Origin of the sequence: Chitinophaga agrisoli (assembly GCF_008386695.1) — a bacterium.
Lineage (GTDB): Bacteria > Bacteroidota > Bacteroidia > Chitinophagales > Chitinophagaceae > Chitinophaga > Chitinophaga agrisoli.
In genome coordinates this window covers 1,336,254-1,352,556 of sequence record NZ_VUOC01000001.1, presented here as the reverse complement: position 1 = coordinate 1,352,556, position 16,303 = coordinate 1,336,254, and the positions used below count along the sequence as shown (strand labels likewise).

Genomic DNA, 16,303 nt, shown 5'->3' with positions numbered 1-16,303 from the left:
CCCCTTGAGAGTTAAGTATTGCTATACAAGCGTTCACCGATCTGGCGCCAATTTAGTGATCCGATAATACCACGGCCGGGCGGCCTTGCTTTTTCTTGGTAGCCAGTAACAGCAGCGGCAATGCCAGCAGGAAGAAGATACCTACGACCAGGAACGCATCATTGAAGCTGAGCAGGTTTGACTGCCGGGTGATGGTATTATCCAGCGCCTGCAGTCCTTTTACCTTTGCTTCTGCGAAGGTGGCCCCTTTTGTAAGGAAGTAGCTGGTATATCCCTGCAGGCGTTGTAAAAGCAGGGGGTTATCCGGCGAGAGATTGCTGACGAGGTCTGAGCGGTGCACGGCGTTGCGGTTAGTGAGATAGGTATTAACCAGGGCGATGCCAAAGGAGCCGCCCAGCTGCCGCATCATGTTATTGAGGGCAGCACCCTGGGGTACATCCCTGGGTTCCAGGGCAGATACGGCCAGCGTAGTAAGCGGTACGGTTACAATAGCCAGTCCCAGCGCGCGGGATAACAGCGCCACGGTGATATCTGACCCGCTGGAATTGAGGTTCATACCGGACATCTGCCAGCTGAAGAAAACAAACAAACACATCCCCGCCCCGATCATATAAAAAGGCGGTACGCCGCGCTGCAATAAACGCGCGGATACTATCAACCCCAGGATGGCCAGACAGGAGCCCGGCAACAGCAGCAGGCCGGTTTGTGTAGGCGAAAAGCCCAGCAGCCTTTGTGCAAATACTGGTGTGAGGAATACAGAGCTGAACAGGCCTATACCGGAGATAAAAGTGAGCAAGGCCGCGATGCTGAGGTTACGGCTTTTGAGCACCCTAAGGTTTACCACCGGCTGATCTGTTTTCAGCTCCCACCATACAAATAATACCAGGCCTAAAAAGGCGGTGACCGTTAACCAGATGATGTAGCGGGTCTCGAACCAGTCTTCCGTTTCTCCCCTTTCCAATACGGTTTGCAAAGCGCTAACACCCACTGCCAGCAGGAAAATGCCCAGCCAGTCTATTTTCTTAGCCGGTTGTTTAATAGCCGGCTCTTTGAGCAGGCTAAAGCAGATCATGGCTACTGCGATACCGGTAGGTACATTGATATTAAAGATCCAGGGCCAGGAATAATATTCCGTGATATACCCGCCCAGCGTGGGGCCGATAGTGGGGCCTACAAACACGCCGATGCCGAATATGGCGCTGGCCACGTTCTGTTTCTCTTTTGGGAACAGCTCAAATACAATGGCCTGAGATACGGATAAGAGGGCGCCGCCGCCTATGCCCTGCAGGAAGCGGAAGGTGACCAACTCCCATATATTGGTGGATTGCCCGCACATAAAGGAAAAGAAAGTGAACGCCAGTATAGAGCCAATATAATAGTTACGCCTGCCCAGCTTACTGGTGAGGAAGCTGGTAATGGGGATGATGATCACGTTGGCAATGGCATAGGAAGTAACCACCCAGGATGTATCTTCCAATGTGGCGCCCAGGTTGCCGCTCATGTGCGAGAGGGCCACGTTTACGATGGAGGTATCTATGAGCTCCATCATGGCGGCAGCTATTACCGTTATCAGCAGGATCAATCTTTGCATTGTTCACTGTTTATTTTATACCGATTGGTATATTTTATAGTAAAAAATAGTCAGAGCGCATTGATCATATTTTCAACAGACTGCATGATAGCATTGCGGAAATTGATCTTTCCGGTCAGCTTCGTGATCATGACAGCGCCTTCTAGCAAGGCTATGAGGGTGAGGGCGGTTTGTTCCGGATCATCCTGGGTGGTGAACTCTCCCTGGTCTATCCCTTTTTTTATGAGGACGGCAATGCGGTTCTTCCATGCCAGCATAGCGGCGGCAGCTTTTTCCTTGAGCTCCGGATGGGTATCGTCTGCCTCTATGGCGGTGTTGAGTATGGGGCATCCGCCGTCCGGGAAAGGGTATTTGAGGAAGTTTTTGTACACATCCACATACACCAGCAGTTGCTCCCGTACGGTGGTGTATTTACTCATTTCGGCTTTTACGATCTGCTCTACTTTCTGGCGGTTGTGCTCGAATACGGCCAGCGCTACTTCGTCCTTATTGGCAAAATTGCCATAAATGCTGCCTTTAGTCAAGCCGGTGGCGTCCGTGAGATCCGTTAAGGATGTACCGGCGAAGCCTTTCCTGTTAAAAACAGGGGCTGTTTTTTCAATAATAAAGGCTTTTGTTTTTTCTGCTTTGGACATATCAACTGCACTTTGACGGCACAAATTTATACCGATTGGTATTATTTACAAAATATTTTATCCTTTGATCTTTTCGAAAGCATATTTCCCTTTGATAAAGCGGTTGAGGTATTTGCCTTTGGAGCCGGCGTTCCGCATGGCATCGTAGACGGCGGGGGGCACATCCATATAATCGTATACCATCCCGGAACGGAAGATGATGCGGAGGGTGGCGCTATCAGGATCGTAGTGCATGGCGGATACAACAGTAGACGGCATGGCGATCAATACATTGGTACACAGGTGTAACCACAAAAATGGGGCCTCTCTGGTGGTTTGTTCGAGCGGTTGAGGGGGATGGTGGCCGGAGATGATGCCGGGGCGGCTAACAGCGCAGGTACAACAGCAGACGGCGTGGCTATCAATACATTGACCTACTGATATGTCCATAAAAGCAGGGCCTCTCCGGTGGTACCGGGGAGGCCCTTTAATTTCTTTGCCGTGACTGTAATATAATAGCGTTCCCTAATGATTGGGGACCATCATTCAAACAGGTAACAGGCAGCGTGAAGCGGGAGGTTATTTACCTTCTTCTTCCTCTTCCTCCTCTTCTTCATCGTCGAATTCATCACCCTCGTCATCCAGCCACTCCATGTAGCTGTAGTACCAGTCCTCCAACTGCTCCAGCAGTTCCTGCTTTTTATCAGGATCATTGTGGAAGAACTCATCTACATTATCCAGTTCTTCAACGATGTCGATGTAGGCGGTTTCTTCGTCTTCTTCCACACGTTTGGCAAAAAAGCGCGGCTTTTCCGTATGGAAGATATATTCGTTGTCAGGATCTGTTACAGGATCGTCTGCGATCATAAACTTGGGTAACTGTGCCATTTCAATTCATTTAGTACTTCAAAAATACCCGATTTTTGGATATGCCATCCATCCTTTAAAAAATAAAAAATACTGCACAGTTACTGCAGCCAGGGAGCACATCTATTGGCCGCTTAATAGTAATACACTCTTCTGGGCCTATGCCTTACCACTACTACGGGAGCAGGGCGGTAGGCCACTATAGGTGCGGGCGCTACTATCACCGGACGGGGATGATACACCACCACCGGACGGGGCGCCACTACTATGGGCGCAGGGGCAATCATCACCGGCGGAGGAACGGGCGCTACGATCACCGGACGGGGACGATATACGGGTATGCCTACATTGACATTTACCCTTACCTGCGCATTTGTATGCAGGGATACCGCGCTTAATAATAAGATCACCACAGGTACAAGCATCTTTTTCATAGCCTTATGATTTTTACTTTTAACGATTGTTGCAGCATTACTATCATCCCTCAGTTTTCAATTACAAATTTGACTGTAGAAAGAGAGAAAAGTTAAAAGGGTTTGCGGTGAGACTGAAAATTTAGGGGGTGAAATGACGTTGAAGGAAAAAAAGGGGCTGGCCATTAACTGGTCAGCCCCCTGCGTTTTGGTGATGAGCGCTAGAATATATATCGCAGGCCTACCTGCATCTGCCAGCGGGAAGGGAGGTCCGGGCTGGAGGTGAAGGTGCTGCGTAAAGATGGATCGAACTGATAGGTAGGCGCGTTGCCGTTATAGTTAACAGACAACGGCTGGAAATAACCGGAGGTGGTGGCATATTTAACTACGCCCCAGCTGCTGTTGATCAGATTACCCAGGTTTACAAAGTCGATGCTTAGCTGGAGGGTCTGGTTCTTTTTTGCCCCATGGATCACAAAGTCCTGGAGGATACGGAGATCCAGCTGGTTGAGCCAGGGGTTCTCCCCTGCGTATTTTTCCGTGTACTGGCCACGGCGTTTGCCCAGGTATTTATCCTGCTCAATAAAATTGCGGAAGGCTGCCCGTTGGGTAGCAGCATCCTGTACTACGCCGTTTACGTCCGTAAGCGGGGTAAACTGCATGGTATTGATCTCCGCATCTGTAGGCACATATAACAGGTCGTTGGTGGCGGTGCCGTCGTTATTGATATCGCCCCCATATACATAGGCAAAGCGGTTGCCGGAGTTCAATGATCCAAACAGGGATACGGTAGTAGCCCAGCTTTTATCCTTGCCATAGCTCCATTTTTTGGAGAAGGCGGCGATAATACGGTGTGTGTTGCCGTATAAAGACCTGGATAAAATAGCTTCGTTGGCGTTGTTGAGGATGGGGTTGCGGTCAAAGGCATCGCTGGATATTTCTGCGGAGATGGAGCTGGCGTCTTTGGCGATCAGGTAGTTATACCCCACCATTGCATAGAGGCCATTCTGGAAATATTGCTGCGCCTGAAAAGTGAAATTGAACTGGTAGCCTATGTCCGTATTGGTGAAGGCGTAGGTGTTATTAGCGCCCTGGTCTGCTGGCAGGTAGATCTTGCGCCTGTCGCCGGTGCCGGAGTTAAGCGTACCTGTGGGCGTGCCCAGCTTGTAGTTACGTACCATCATGGCGTTTACATCCTTGGTATAGGCTACATCGCCACTGAAGATGGTACCGAAGGGGATCTTCACATCCACACCCAGGTTGGAGCGCCATACCTGCGGCCATTTGAAATCGCGGTCTGTTACGTTATAGAAATCGCTGAAAGGGTTGCCTATCTGGTTGCCTATCCACACAAATGGGAAACGGCCCGTAAACAGGCCGGAGCCGCCGCGTACCTGTAAGGTCTTATCGCCTTTTACATCCCAGTTAAAACCGATACGGGGAGAGAACAGGGGCTTTTTAGAGGGAAAGCGGGTATTATCTACATCTTTACCTACGCCATTGTTGAGGCGGTTGCCATCTTTATCAAACAGCACCAGGGGATCGTTGTTTGGAACAGTGGGCTCTCCTTCTGTGAACCCACCCGCCAGTGTGCCGTCCGGGTTTAGTTTGGGCGCACGGTAGCTGGCGTTGAAATAGAAGGGAATATCTATCCTTACGCCATAGGTAAGGCGGAACCTTTCTGCCAGCTGCCACTCATCCTGCAGGTAACCGGATGCCTGGCCTACGGTGAGGTAGTACCAGGTCCATTCGTTGGCGGCGGCGCGGTTACGTGCGTAAGCTACATCCACATCCAGCGGGTAAGCGCCAAAAACGTAGTTACCGCCAATGGGTACCTGCGTAAGAAAAGTATTGATATCTGCATCGCTGAAGATGGCCGGGCCATAACCGGTAAGGTTAAAGGAGTTACCGAATTTATAAGACTCGAAAGAAGCGCCGGCCGTTAGTGTATGATTATTCAGGAATACGTTAAAGTTGTTGGTGACCTGGAAGGCATCCTGGTTAAGGCGGTTATTGATGGAGAAAGGCTCTTCGCCGGCGATGATGTAGCGTACGCCGTTCTTGGTGATATTGATAACCGGGAAGGGCGCAGAGAACGGATTTCGTCTATCCCTGAAGGTGGTATACACTACCCGCAGCTTATTGGCAAAAGTGCTGCCGAAGTTAGACTTCAGCTCTGTACCAAAAGAGTGCAGGCGGTTCACGATCTCGTAACCGGAGTTGCGGAACTGCAGGGTGGTGAAATCCGGTCCGCGGCGGCCGATGGCGCTAGGGTGGGCCGGTTTATCCTTGCTGGCATCCAGGCCGTTATAGGTAAATGAGAGGCGGTGGGCAGCGCTGATATTCCAGTCGAGTTTTACCAGCCATTTATAACTTTTCTGATCGAGGGTAAAGCCCTGGTAAGGGCCAGTATCGTAGTCAAAACGTGATTTAAGTATGCTGCTTACCTGCATCAGGTCAGATTCCAGCACGCGGCTGGTATTTGTTTCGCCTGCGTTGGAGCCGTTCTGCGCTACGTAGCTGCTGGCCTGGTCTTTCCGTTGTTCTGTTTCGAAGTTCACGAAAAAGAACAGCTTATCCTTTATTACGGGGCCGCCCAGTGAGAAGCCCGCCTGCAGCTGGCGGAGGTCTGGAACTACCTGTTTGTTCTTATCAACTTTGGAGCCTGTTAAGGACTGGTTACGGTAAAAGCCGTATACGGTACCGGAGAAGTTATTATCGCCGGATTTAGTTACCGTATTTACGCCCGCACCGGTGAATCCCGCCTGGGTCACATCATAGGGCGCAATGTTTACCTGGATCTGGTCGATGGCATCCAGGGAGATGGGTTGTGCGTTGGTTTGTCCGCCGGGGGTAGGCGCATCCAACCCAAAAGGATTATTAAACACGGCGCCATCCAGGGAGAAGTTATTATACTGGCCGTTACGCCCGGCAAATGAAAGACCGTTATAGGTAAAGGAGGCGGAGGGCGTGAGGCGCAGGTAATCGTCCGCAGAACGGGAGATAGTAGGCAGGGCCTTTATCATGCGGTTATTGATATTAACGGAAGCGCCGGTTTTCTTATCATCAAATACAGTAGAGCGGCCGGTGATGGTAACATTACCCAGTTGTACGGCTTTTTCCTGCAGCTGTACTTCTACGGTGTTGTTGAGACCCAGTTCCAGGAATACATTATCGGTAACATTCTCCTGGTAACCCAGAAAGGTGACGATGACCTTATAGGGGCCACCTACGCGCAGGTTGGCCACGGTAAAACGGCCATCGCCGCGGGTGAGTACCCCTTGCTTAATACCGGCGTTGGTATATTCTACCACCACGGTAGCGCCGGGCAGCGCGGTACCTTTGGGATCTTTAACAATACCGCTAAGGGTGGCGGTGGTAACCTGGGAAAAAGCCGGTAAGGCGCTCAGTAGCAGTATGGAAACAATGAGGAGATAGCACGTGTGCATCCTTTGACGTAGCATAGCGTTTGATTTTCGGTTGATACAAATGGCTTATGACTGTTTTTTGGACAGTCTGATCTAATGAGGTTCTTATACTTTTCAAGATGATTGAGGCCCGCTTCCCGCCCCCTTACTATGTGCTACACCAGGGGCGTTACATGATTCTGATCGATATAACCGAATTTAAGGAAAATAGCTTAAACAGCCATTGCTTTTTTCTCTTTTACGCCCGTACGTATATACTGACGGTGCTGCTCTCCCCATTCTTTAAGGGCATAGATAACGTTATTAAGGGTATCGCTGTAGGGCGTTAACTCATACTCCACTGTTACGGGCATGGTATCATATACACGGCGCTGGATAAATTGGTTGAGCTCCAGGTGTTTTAACTCGTGGGATAATACTTTGGCGGAGATACCATGTACAACGCGCTGCAGTTCGCCAAAACGTTTATTACCCTCCCGCAGGGCAATGATGATGGGGAGCTTCCATTTTCCGTTGAGCACATACAAGGCATCCTGTACGGAGCCTACTGCGCTGCGGCATTCATCCGGGGAGTGCCCCTGTGCGTTCATTGTTCCATCATGTTCTATCATATAACAAAGATTTATGGTTACAATAGCACTAACCTTTAGGTAAGTACTAACAATTGGTAAGCAAAGATACGTAGTTTTGATGTTGCAACATCTATTCACTTACTTAAAGGTTAGTAGTCACATGAAGGTAGAAATATGGTCGGACGTAATGTGCCCGTTCTGTTATATTGGTAAGCGCCGGTTTGAGCATGCTCTGGCGCAGTTTCCGCAGCGGGAAGCGATTGAGGTGGTATGGAAGAGTTTTCAGCTGGACCCGGAGATGCCTAAGGAAGGCGGCGCCAACATCAATGAATACCTGGCGGAGCGGAAGGGCTGGACGCTGGAGTACGCGGAGCAGGTAAACAGCCAGGTGACCGCCATGGCGGCGGAAGTAGGCCTGACATATGATTTTGACAAGGCTGTAGTGGCTAATTCCTTTGACGCGCACCGGTTTTCTCATCTGGCCGCGCAGCATGGGCTGGGAGATGCCGCGGAGGAAAGCCTGTTCAAAGCTTATTTTACGGAAGGTAAGAATATAGCGGATCATGCGGTGCTGGCTGACCTGGGGGCTTCTATAGGGCTGAATGCCGGAGAAGTGAGCGCCGCGCTGGCTGGCAATGGTTATGCAAACGAAGTGCACCAGGATATATCGGAAGCTGCTGCATTGGGCGCCAGGGGCGTACCGTTTTTTGTGATTGACAGGAAGTATGCGGTGTCTGGCGCGCAGCCGGAAGAGGTATTCCTGCAGGCGCTGGAACGGTCTTATAAGGAGTATGCGAAGGCGGGGCTGGAGCATGGCGCGGACGGGAATGTGTGCGGGATTGATGGGTGTGATTGATAGTTAGTCTTAATGCCGGCCGGCTGGAAATTAACGGCTGGTTATAGATAAAGCATTAATGATCAGGAAGACGGTTGTAGCCGGAGCTTGCTGATCATTAATGCTTTGTTGTTTTGGAACCTCCCTAGCTAACTGTAACACCGTGGGCTTTCAGGGGCTTTGCCAGCATCCAGTTATCTTCCTTCATGGCAGTCAGGTAGCTTTGGGTGCGGTATACGGTGGGGCGCAGCACCTTTTTGGGGTGATTGGCCAGCCAATCCTGCCGTACGGTGGTGTAGGCCTTGATCCATGCCTTTTCGTCGCCGCCGCGGGCGGGCGTAGCTTCCGGAAAGCGGCTGCGCAAAAAAGCGGGTATGCAGCCGGAGTGGATATAGCTGTCGTATATCACCAACAGGCTTAAGGACAGATCAAATCCTTCATTCTGGAAAAAGTGCAGGGCGGGCTCGTAATACAATACTTCGAAGGTCACATCCTGTGCATTGCGCATGAGGGGGTCTTCCTGTGCGGAGACCTTTAACAGGCGTTTAAATTCCGCGTCATTTACCAGGGGCTGTTTAGCAATTTTGGCCAGGTAGGGCTCCAGGGCGGCTGAAAATTTGCCGTTGGCCCGTACATACCTTTCCACAATGTTCCTGAGGTTGCCTTGTTCTGTAGCCTGGCTTCGGCCATAGGTGATCTGGCGGGAACCGTTCTTACCATCAGCAAATATGCTGATCACATCATAACGGCCTTCAGGCGTGCCTGTTTCCATAACATTCACAACCTGGATGATCTTTCGTTTTTGGTCTACGGTGATCATAAAAGATAGGGGTTTAAGGGGTTGAACATTCGTTAACCAATATTAACGAATAAATTTCAATCCTTACACCCCTATCCTGCTAAAATGTACTATACTTCAGCGGGCACCTCTACGATCTTAGCGGGCGCTTTCTGCGGCTGCGCGCTCACCATTTTGTTCACGAAATACATGAAAGAAATGGTAATGAGGGTGGCTGCAATAGCTACGTACCCTAAGCGGTCGTAATGCTGCAGGGCGCCGCTGCTGGTTTGTACCACCAGTATACCGGCTACGGCGGAGCCAATACCGCCGGAGATCTGCTGTACGGAGGAGTTGATGCTCATAAAAGCGCCTCTGTCACGCATTTCCGGAACGGCCGTCATTAATGCCTGTCCGCCTATCATACGGGAGGATACCCCCAGGAACATGAATACGTTGATCGCTACCACCCATGCAAAAGGCGTGAGCCCCAGGTTAGTGTAAATGGCTATCGTAATGATGGTAACAATGGAGCCCAGGCAGAACACCTGGAACTTGCCGATCCTATCACTCAGCTTACCGGTGAGGGGGCCAAAGATCATGGAGAACACGCCGGTAATACCGTACAATAATGTTAGCTGATCCATGGTAATGCCCAGGTTATGGGTGCTGAAAGTGCTGGCGAAAGGCATGAGCATAAAACCGCCGGTAGACATTAATGTAGTAGCGCCGAAGGCCAGCAGATAGTTGGGCTGAGATAAGGTTTTCAGCAGATGCACCAGGGGATTCAGATCGGATTTAACGGCCAGGTGGGCATTAACCGGCCGCATATAAACGGCAATCAAAATACCTACCAGCGCGCCAAAACCGGCGATCATCCAGAACGGCGCATGCCAGCCAAAATGGTTAGCCAACAAGAGGCCTACGGGAATACCCATTACCTGGCTTACTGCAAAGGCCATTTGTACAAAGCCCATTACGCGGCCTCTTACTTCCATCTTAAACAGGTCAGTAATGATGGCAAAGCTGATGGAGCTGATAACGCCGCCAAACAGGCCGGTAACGATCCTGGCGATGAGCAGGAAATGATAGTTGGGCGCTGTTGCGCATAACAGGGTGCCTGTTATAAAGCCAACATAAAAGAACAGCAGCATTTTTTTACGGTCGAACCGGTCTGCAAATCCGGCGGCCAGCAGGCCGGAGGCGCCAGCGCTGAAGGCGTAGGCGGATACTACCAGTCCGAACTGGGAGGTATTGATCTGCAGCTTATCCAGCAGCAGTACGCCCAGGGGCGATAATACCATAAAATCCAATACCACGGTGAATTGCAGGATGGCTAACATGGCAATAATGAATGCCTGGTAGCGGGTGAAAACTCTGGGTTGAATGGCGGAAGTTGTCATAAAAAATAGTCGTGTTAATAGTAGATCAATCTGGTAATTCTTCGCAATGGTAACCGGCTTGCTGTACGAGGCCGATGATGTCTTGTACCTGCAGTGAGTCCGATTCTATGCGCAGTACTTTGTCGATATCGCTGCGGTCAATATTCCAGCGGCGGATGGCGGGCTGGCTGTTGAGGGCCGGCGCCACTTTGGTTACATCGTTACTGAAGCGGATATCTGTTTTAAACACCAGGATGTTGATGGTGCTTTCCCTGTTTAAGACGGTTATCATATGCTTATATTTTAAATGAGCGCTCATTTAGTTATCTAGTGTAAAAAAAAAGCCGTTAGGGCTTTAGTGCTTTTAACACGAGTTGCAGGGTTTGCATCATGACTTCGTGCGATATTTCGAAGTGTTTGTTCACATAACTTTGGCCCTGTGTATGGAACTTAATCAGTTGATACAGTGGGGCATAGGCCACAGACCAGAAGACTTCGAAGGGCAGTTGCACCAGCTCCTTACGTTCGATAGCATTGTTAACGAAGCGGCCCATGATCTCGCTGAACCGCTCTTTCATTAATGCATGGATCTTCTCGTTGTAATGGGAGTAGCGGATCTGTTCGATAAAGGCTACTTCCACGGGATGCTGCATAAAGTATGCAGCACGGTTGATCCATTGCCTTTTGAGGCCTTCTGCGAAATGGGCGTCCGGGTCGAAGTTGGCGAGGCTATGGGCCATCAGATCGGTGGCGATTTCCTGGCCTATCTGGAGGATCAGGTCATCGCGATCTTTGTAATAGATGTAGATGGTGGCTGGGGATACGCCGGCTGCTTTGGCGAGTTTATTGACGCCGAAGCCGTCGAGGCCTTCCCTTACGATCATTGCTATCGCTTTTTCGCGGATGGCTTTTTCTTTGTTTTCGTCTCGTACACGCATTGGTGGTGCAAATATAAGTGAGCGTTCGCTTATTTAAAAATAAATGTTTGGGGATGGGGCCGGGGCGGCGCTGGCGGGTGCGGTCGAGGGCCTGTTCGTGGTGAAGAAACCGCTGTAGTTAATATCAAAAGAATGGGAAGGAACTGTAGGAACAATAGGATTCATAGGAACCATAGGTGTCATATGGAGATATATAGGAGAACGGCGAAGGATTGATAAAGGAAAGCTAAAGGGCGGCTAAAGGAAAGAGCTTGTCTTGGTAGAGATGTACCGGAAAAAAGGTGGACTTGATCAGGATTTATATTGAAAGACGGATGGAGGATTGATGAATATCGGATGATGATTAAGTGAACATGAGATGGTGGTAAAATGGGGGTGTGAGGGTGGCGATTAGGCCATCTATGGGCGATGACATGGAGATCTACGAGTGATGACATGGAGACCTACGGGTGATGATATAGAGAATTGCCGTGATAAAATGGGGATGCTCATGAGGGAACTGAACGTATTGTGAAACGACCTGATATGTTTAAGAAAGAACCGGGTGTTTTTTATGGGATAATAGCAGATGGGATGGCGGGTATAACAGTTTTGGCAATGTAAGGGCATAGGTTGCCCGGGGAGCGGAATGCACCTTCAAAAAAGAACGGGATGGGTTGTTAGTTGTGACATGATGTAGCGGATTACCTGGTTTTATTCCCTGCGTTGCATATATGCAGGCGGCTGTTCATCATCTATAATGGCCGTTATGCCGGGATGGTATGGCAGTACGGGTTGCGGATGATTGTTGTTTGGGTTATGTATGTGGTGAGTGTTGGTATTACCAGCGGGCCGGTTATGCGGATGGTTGGCAGTTTGTTTTTTGCGGGACTGCTGCTGTTCCATAGGGGGCACCACCGCTACTATATCTGCAGCCATGTATTTGCGGTTGCCCAGTGGGAGTATTTGGCCGTTATGCATGATACATGCCCTTATCTGTAGTATCATCAGCAGCGCGCCTTTACCGGCAACGGGTGCACTTAGTTTCAGGCCGTTGAATGGTTGGCTGAGATCAATGATCTCTGCGGACTCCTGTACGTCTACTACCCTTCTCTCAGAGAAGTTGATGCGGGCGGTTATGAGGCATACTTCCATGTGGGTGCCGGCGCCCATTGGACAAAGCGGTTGGGCGGGTATTGAGAGCGTGCCATCCGGTATGACAGTTGGGCGGTGATAGAACAGCCTATCAGTACTGGTATGCTGGTTAAAGCGGAAGCCTTGCAGGGCTTGCAGCTGACGTGGGCCTGCCTGTACCAGCACTTTGTTAAGACGGTTGGTGGTGCTGCCGTCATTACGTAGATCCAGGTGGGGGGCTAATGCCCGGCGGATAAGTTTCCCCTGGCGGCTGGCGATGCCGAAGCGATGGGCAGCCTGTTTGGTGGCGGTGGTTTGCCGTACGGTAGCGGGCATGGTACGAAGGCAGTGTTTACCATTCCGGCGGTAACCGATCACGCCATCCAGCCTGCCGATGAATTTGAATGCGCCTGTTTGTGTTGCCATTGTATTTGTTTTTCCCTGAAATTAAGGGAAACGGGGTAAAGCATATGTGTGTGCACTTTAGCAAGTATCAAAATGGCGTTGGCGCTTGTTAGTTATTGATCAGGTAGCAATCGATCGGTATTAAATTTTAATCAAGGCGTGTAGGATTGCGATTAGATGTTATCGAAAAAAGGCTCCGCCTGGAAAATGTTTTGCAACATTCCGGCGGAGCCAATTTTCAGTATAGATCCCCTATTAATTTTATTATTGTGCTAAAACAGCAGTGCTTTCGTTCACGATAGGCCATACACCGGGTGTGGGTACGCTCACGCCTTTGGTGTTGCCTCTTGTTGCCTGGTCAGGGCCAAAGTAGTACAGCGGATGTGCTTTGTACACTACCTGGGTGTGGGTACCAGCTACGCCCTGAATGATAGCGAAGTCGGTCTTAGCCAGTGTAGAAGGCACATTCTTGATACCGGTCAGCTCAAAAATAGGCCAGGTGGCATTGTTGCTGAAGTCTGCCTTTGTATAAGTATTTGTATTGGCTTTATCGGGCGTAAAGGCATACAGTGTTCTGCCGCGATCGTCTGTGATGAAACGGGTAGGACCAGCGGGACCATTGGGGTCATATTTGCTGTCGTAGTTCTTACCATCGTTACCTACCAGCTGTTTGAAACCGATCATTACGGTATAATCCGGTTTACCTACGAACCATATATTACCTACTTTATCACCTTTTACATCACCGGCTTTGGCATCCTGTGCAAAGAAGTACAGAGGCCAACCTTTATAGGTAGTTTGATTGAAAGTTTTACCATCCTGTGTAACGGAGATAGTAGCGAAGTCTTCTTTGTGAAGGCTGGTATCGCCCAGGGTGATCTTAGTTACATCGCCGGCATAGAAGTAGGGCCATGCTGTGGCACATCCGCCAGCGCAATTATTTTTACCGTCTGCATCGCTAGAGAAGAAATATAAAGATCTGCCAGTGCTGTCTGTCATGATCTTTCCAAAGGTGGCATCGTTGGCTATCTGTACAATAGGCTTTGGAGTAGGAGGAGGGTTACCCGGCGGGTTGGGATTGTTATCGTCGTCTTTACCGCAGGCAGCTAAAGTGCTCGCAGCTAACGCTACGGCGATTAAGGTTTTTACTGATCTGGATTTCATAAATTTTCTAATTGAGTAATTTGTTAGGTTTTAAATGATAAAAGAAGTGCACTCGAAGTATTAATACGACATCTTTAAAAGAAGGTTGCCCGAGGGTGAAATTTTTTCCGAAGTGGGTAAAAGGAGAAAAAACTACTACAATCAGTGAAAATCAATTCAAAAAGGGGTCAGGTTATTCCCGAACTTTAAAAAACCTTAGGCAAGAGGGTTACTATTTTATTAGATAGCAAAGGATCAATGGCACGTTTTGAAAAACTATGAGGAGTTTAAATGACTCCTATTTTTTTCTGTATGTATGCAAACGATTGCAATGTCTCTGACAGGCCCTCTTAGTTGCCTTATTTATACACGTCATCATTTAATTAAACAGTTATGAAACTGAACGTCATCAATTGTATCCCGTATGTTAGTGCCCGTTTGCGCGGCAAGGCTGGTATGCAGCGGCCGGCTGGATTAGACAGGGTTGCTGGTAGCTTTAAATTACTGTTACGCCCGGTGTTTGTACTTAGTAACCGAAAGTGGTTAGTTCCGTTTTCTTTTGGCAGTAGTGACCGAAAGTGGTTAGAGTCGTCACGCGAAGGGGTTATATCTAATGATAGTAACCGAAAACGGTTAGTATCATCACATGAAGGGCTTATATCTAACGGCAGTAACCGAAAATGGTTAGTATCATCCAGTAAAGGGTTTTCTTCCAGCAACAATACAGGAAAGGCGTTGCAACCGTCCCGCGAAGCGGTTTCTCTTATCGGGAGTAACGGGGCATTATCTTTTGCCCGTATCTGTAAATGGCTTGTTGCCGGGAATCAAAGAGCGCTTGCATTGTGCCTCGTAGTTTTATTGGGCGCTCTCTCCTACCCTGTTGCCGCGCAAAGCGCGCTTACCCGTGATCAGCGGATGGAGTGGTGGCGTGATGCGCGCTTTGGGATGTTTATTCACTGGGGCGTATATGCGGTGCCGGCCGGCGAGTATAACGGGCACCCCATCAACAAAGCCTCCGAATGGATCATGAACCGGGGTAAGATACCGGTGGCGGATTATCAGCAGTTTGCCAAAAGTTTTAACCCGGTAAAATATAACCCGGAAGCCTGGGTGAAGCTGGCTAAGGAAGCTGGTATGAAATACATTGTGATCACCGCTAAACACCATGATGGCTTTGCCTTGTTTAAGACCAGCGCCAGTAAGTGGAATGTAGTGGATGCCACGCCTTATGGCAAGGACCTGCTTAAACCGCTGGCGGATGCCTGCCGTAAATACGGTATCAAGCTGGGCTTTTATTACTCCCAGGCGCAGGACTGGAATAACCCGGGCGGAGCTGCTGCACGAAAGGTTACTTCTGAGGGCTGGGCCAACCCGGACTCTGCTAAGATAGACGCCTACACGCAGGCACATAGTGGTCATTGGGACCCGGCGCAAACCACAGAGCCAATGAGCAGCTATATGGATAAAGTAGCAGTACCACAGGTAAAGGAACTGCTGACCAATTATGGTAATGTAGCCGTGTTATGGTGGGATACGCCTACCAATATGACGGATGAATATGCCGAAAAGCTGAATGCGCTGTTATCCCTGCAGCCAGCTATCATCACGAACGACCGGCTGAAACGGCCCAATTTTCCCGGAGACTATAAAACCCCTGAACAGAAGATCCCTAACCTGCATGAGCTGGATGGGCGCGACTGGGAAACCTGTATGACCATGAACGGCAGCTGGGGGTATAAACGGGCAGATAACAAATGGAAGAGTACAGAAACGCTGGTACGTAATTTAGTGGATATCGCCTCCAAGGGTGGTAATTACCTGCTGAATGTTGGCCCTACTGCTGAAGGGGAGTTCCCCGAAGGCAGTATTAATGCACTGCAACATGTAGGCGCGTGGATGAAGGTGAACGGGGAGGCCATTTATGGCACACAGGCCAGTCCGCTGGCGCCGCTGGATTGGGGCCGATGCACCCGTAAAACATCCGGTAACAATACGATATTATACCTCTCTGTATTTAACTGGCCCACAGATGGAAAATTGACTGTGCCCGGTGTTAGTAACAAGGTGATGGCCGCCAAACTGTTGGCTAATGGAACTGCGTTAAAAACAACAAAGACCACTGACGGGTTGAGTATTCAACTACCCACGCAGGCGCCGGATGCGGTTGCCAGTGTGATCAGGCTGCAATTGGAGGGCACGGTGAAGTAATCAGCCAATGATCTAT

General features: G+C 49.7%; 15 protein-coding genes. 2 read left to right on the top strand and 13 right to left on the bottom strand.

Translation table 11 applies throughout. The features are described 5' to 3' along the window. Positions 1 to 52 precede the first annotated feature (52 nt). From F0L74_RS05605 to F0L74_RS05575, 7 genes are all read right to left on the bottom strand, one after another. Entirely contained in the window at positions 53 to 1,591 is a 1,539-nt protein-coding gene (locus F0L74_RS05605) for a DHA2 family efflux MFS transporter permease subunit (protein ID WP_149836824.1), read from the bottom strand. Between the two features lie 50 nt (positions 1,592 to 1,641). Further along, on the bottom strand, positions 1,642 to 2,226 hold the full coding sequence (locus tag F0L74_RS05600; protein ID WP_149836823.1) for a TetR/AcrR family transcriptional regulator: 585 nt from the start codon (positions 2,224 to 2,226) through the stop codon (positions 1,642 to 1,644). Positions 2,227 to 2,283: 57 nt separating this feature from the next. Beyond that, a complete protein-coding gene (locus F0L74_RS33845) occupies positions 2,284 to 2,655 on the bottom strand; it encodes a KTSC domain-containing protein (RefSeq protein ID WP_246197627.1) in 372 nt (123 codons plus the stop codon). A gap of 129 nt (positions 2,656 to 2,784) precedes the next feature. Further along, entirely contained in the window at positions 2,785 to 3,093 is a 309-nt protein-coding gene (locus F0L74_RS05590) for a hypothetical protein (protein WP_149836822.1), read from the bottom strand. 113 nt (positions 3,094 to 3,206) lie between these two features. Continuing rightward, positions 3,207 to 3,506, bottom strand: coding sequence for a hypothetical protein (locus tag F0L74_RS05585; RefSeq protein WP_149836821.1), 300 nt, complete (start codon positions 3,504 to 3,506; stop codon positions 3,207 to 3,209). Between the two features lie 200 nt (positions 3,507 to 3,706). Beyond that, positions 3,707 to 6,949: a TonB-dependent receptor gene (locus tag F0L74_RS05580; protein WP_149836820.1), complete on the bottom strand. Its 3,243-nt coding sequence runs from the start codon at positions 6,947 to 6,949 to the stop codon at positions 3,707 to 3,709. Positions 6,950 to 7,125: 176 nt separating this feature from the next. Further along, the gene (locus F0L74_RS05575) at positions 7,126 to 7,524 is read right to left on the bottom strand and encodes a winged helix-turn-helix transcriptional regulator (protein WP_246197626.1); all 399 of its coding nucleotides are present in this window, start codon (positions 7,522 to 7,524) and stop codon (positions 7,126 to 7,128) included. A gap of 121 nt (positions 7,525 to 7,645) precedes the next feature. On the opposite strand from F0L74_RS05575, the gene F0L74_RS05570 reads away from it, so the two are divergent. Beyond that, entirely contained in the window at positions 7,646 to 8,341 is a 696-nt protein-coding gene (locus F0L74_RS05570; protein ID WP_149836819.1) for a DsbA family oxidoreductase, read from the top strand. Positions 8,342 to 8,465: 124 nt separating this feature from the next. On the opposite strand, the gene F0L74_RS05565 is transcribed toward F0L74_RS05570, so the two are convergent. From F0L74_RS05565 to F0L74_RS05540, 6 genes are all read right to left on the bottom strand, one after another. Next, positions 8,466 to 9,140, bottom strand: a complete 675-nt coding sequence (locus tag F0L74_RS05565; protein WP_149836818.1) for a chitosanase — start codon at positions 9,138 to 9,140, stop codon at positions 8,466 to 8,468. An 89-nt stretch (positions 9,141 to 9,229) separates the two neighbouring features. Beyond that, the gene (locus F0L74_RS05560) at positions 9,230 to 10,501 is read right to left on the bottom strand and encodes an MFS transporter (RefSeq protein ID WP_149836817.1); all 1,272 of its coding nucleotides are present in this window, start codon (positions 10,499 to 10,501) and stop codon (positions 9,230 to 9,232) included. Positions 10,502 to 10,526: 25 nt separating this feature from the next. Then, positions 10,527 to 10,772 (bottom strand): hypothetical protein, encoded by a 246-nt coding sequence (locus F0L74_RS05555; RefSeq protein WP_149836816.1) that lies wholly within the window; start codon positions 10,770 to 10,772, stop codon positions 10,527 to 10,529. A gap of 55 nt (positions 10,773 to 10,827) precedes the next feature. Continuing rightward, positions 10,828 to 11,418, bottom strand: a complete 591-nt coding sequence (locus F0L74_RS05550) for a TetR/AcrR family transcriptional regulator (protein ID WP_149836815.1) — start codon at positions 11,416 to 11,418, stop codon at positions 10,828 to 10,830. Between the two features lie 693 nt (positions 11,419 to 12,111). After that, the gene (locus tag F0L74_RS05545; RefSeq protein WP_149836814.1) at positions 12,112 to 12,957 is read right to left on the bottom strand and encodes a hypothetical protein; all 846 of its coding nucleotides are present in this window, start codon (positions 12,955 to 12,957) and stop codon (positions 12,112 to 12,114) included. Between the two features lie 243 nt (positions 12,958 to 13,200). Further along, the gene (locus tag F0L74_RS05540; protein WP_149836813.1) at positions 13,201 to 14,100 is read right to left on the bottom strand and encodes a COG4315 family predicted lipoprotein; all 900 of its coding nucleotides are present in this window, start codon (positions 14,098 to 14,100) and stop codon (positions 13,201 to 13,203) included. 819 nt (positions 14,101 to 14,919) lie between these two features. Between F0L74_RS05540 and F0L74_RS05535 the strand changes: the two genes are divergently transcribed. Then, positions 14,920 to 16,287 (top strand): alpha-L-fucosidase, encoded by a 1,368-nt coding sequence (locus tag F0L74_RS05535; RefSeq protein ID WP_246197625.1) that lies wholly within the window; start codon positions 14,920 to 14,922, stop codon positions 16,285 to 16,287. Positions 16,288 to 16,303 lie beyond the last annotated feature (16 nt).

Excerpts from the sequence above, each read along its gene's own strand:
- F0L74_RS05605 (WP_149836824.1), bottom strand. The coding sequence starts at position 1,591 with ATGCAAAGATTGATCCTGCTGATAACGGTAATAGCTGCCGCCATGATG.
- F0L74_RS05600 (WP_149836823.1), bottom strand. The coding sequence starts at position 2,226 with ATGTCCAAAGCAGAAAAAACAAAAGCCTTTATTATTGAAAAAACAGCC.
- F0L74_RS33845 (WP_246197627.1), bottom strand. The coding sequence starts at position 2,655 with ATGGACATATCAGTAGGTCAATGTATTGATAGCCACGCCGTCTGCTGT.
- F0L74_RS05590 (WP_149836822.1), bottom strand. The coding sequence starts at position 3,093 with ATGGCACAGTTACCCAAGTTTATGATCGCAGACGATCCTGTAACAGAT.
- F0L74_RS05585 (WP_149836821.1), bottom strand. The coding sequence starts at position 3,506 with ATGAAAAAGATGCTTGTACCTGTGGTGATCTTATTATTAAGCGCGGTA.
- F0L74_RS05580 (WP_149836820.1), bottom strand. The coding sequence starts at position 6,949 with ATGCTACGTCAAAGGATGCACACGTGCTATCTCCTCATTGTTTCCATA.
- F0L74_RS05575 (WP_246197626.1), bottom strand. The coding sequence starts at position 7,524 with ATGATAGAACATGATGGAACAATGAACGCACAGGGGCACTCCCCGGAT.
- F0L74_RS05570 (WP_149836819.1), top strand. The coding sequence starts at position 7,646 with ATGAAGGTAGAAATATGGTCGGACGTAATGTGCCCGTTCTGTTATATT.
- F0L74_RS05565 (WP_149836818.1), bottom strand. The coding sequence starts at position 9,140 with ATGATCACCGTAGACCAAAAACGAAAGATCATCCAGGTTGTGAATGTT.
- F0L74_RS05560 (WP_149836817.1), bottom strand. The coding sequence starts at position 10,501 with ATGACAACTTCCGCCATTCAACCCAGAGTTTTCACCCGCTACCAGGCA.
- F0L74_RS05555 (WP_149836816.1), bottom strand. The coding sequence starts at position 10,772 with ATGATAACCGTCTTAAACAGGGAAAGCACCATCAACATCCTGGTGTTT.
- F0L74_RS05550 (WP_149836815.1), bottom strand. The coding sequence starts at position 11,418 with ATGCGTGTACGAGACGAAAACAAAGAAAAAGCCATCCGCGAAAAAGCG.
- F0L74_RS05545 (WP_149836814.1), bottom strand. The coding sequence starts at position 12,957 with ATGGCAACACAAACAGGCGCATTCAAATTCATCGGCAGGCTGGATGGC.
- F0L74_RS05540 (WP_149836813.1), bottom strand. The coding sequence starts at position 14,100 with ATGAAATCCAGATCAGTAAAAACCTTAATCGCCGTAGCGTTAGCTGCG.